Raw genomic sequence first — 1,004 nt, forward strand, 5'->3', positions numbered from 1 at the left:
GCTGGTCGGCGCGCACTGCGGCGCGGCGCCATGGATGCGCGTGGCCCGGCCCGCCGCGCTGCTGCAATGCGCGCTGTGCCTGCTGGCCTTCGGCGTGCTGGCCGCCTGCTTCCTGAGGGGCGACTTCTCGGTGCTGTACGTCGCGGCGAACTCGCATTCGACGCTGCCCGCGATCTACCGCTTCACCGCGGTCTGGGGCGGCCACGAGGGCTCGATGCTGCTCTGGCAGACGCTGCTGAGCGTCTGGGGGGCGGCGGTGGCGCTGCTCAGCGGCCGCCTGCCGCGCGACTACGTCGCGCGCGTGCTCGCGGTGCTGGGCGCCCTCAGCATCGGCATGCTGGTGTTCCTGCTGTGGCTGTCCAACCCGTTCGCGCGGCTGTCGCCGGCCGCGCCCGAGGGCCGCGACCTCAACCCGCTGCTGCAGGACCCCGGCATGGTCGCGCATCCGCCCTTCCTCTACATGGGCTACGTCGGTTTCTCGGTGGCCTTCGCCTTCGGACTGGCCGCGCTGCTGTCGGGACGGTTGGACGCCGCCTGGGCGCGCTGGTCGCGGCCCTGGACGCTGGCCGCCTGGAGCTTCCTCACGCTGGGCATCCTGCTGGGCAGCGCCTGGGCCTACGGCGTGCTGGGCTGGGGCGGCTGGTGGTTCTGGGACCCGGTCGAGAACGCGTCGCTGATGCCGTGGCTGGTCGGCACCGCGCTGATCCACTCGCTGGTCGTCACCGACCGCCGCAGCGCCTTCCGCAGCTGGACCGTGCTGCTCGCCATCGCGGCGTTCTCGCTGAGCCTGCTGGGCACCTTCCTCGTGCGCTCGGGCGTGCTCACCTCGGTGCATGCCTTCGCGGTCGACCCGGGCCGCGGCCTCTACATCCTGTCGATGATGATCGCGGTGGTCGGCGGCTCGCTGCTGCTCTTCGCCTGGCGCGCGCCGCAGGTCGGGCTGGGCGGCCGCTTCGCGGCGCTGTCGCGCGAGACCTTGCTGCTGCTCAACAACGTGCTGCTCG

At 72.7% G+C, this 1,004-nt stretch carries 1 protein-coding gene; it reads left to right on the forward strand.

Annotated features, from left to right (window positions below):
- The coding region (locus tag FUT87_RS26990) for a heme lyase CcmF/NrfE family subunit (RefSeq protein WP_186830801.1) at positions 1–1,004 on the forward strand (1,004 nt) is incomplete at both ends.

The organism is Mitsuaria sp. TWR114 (assembly GCF_007997345.1).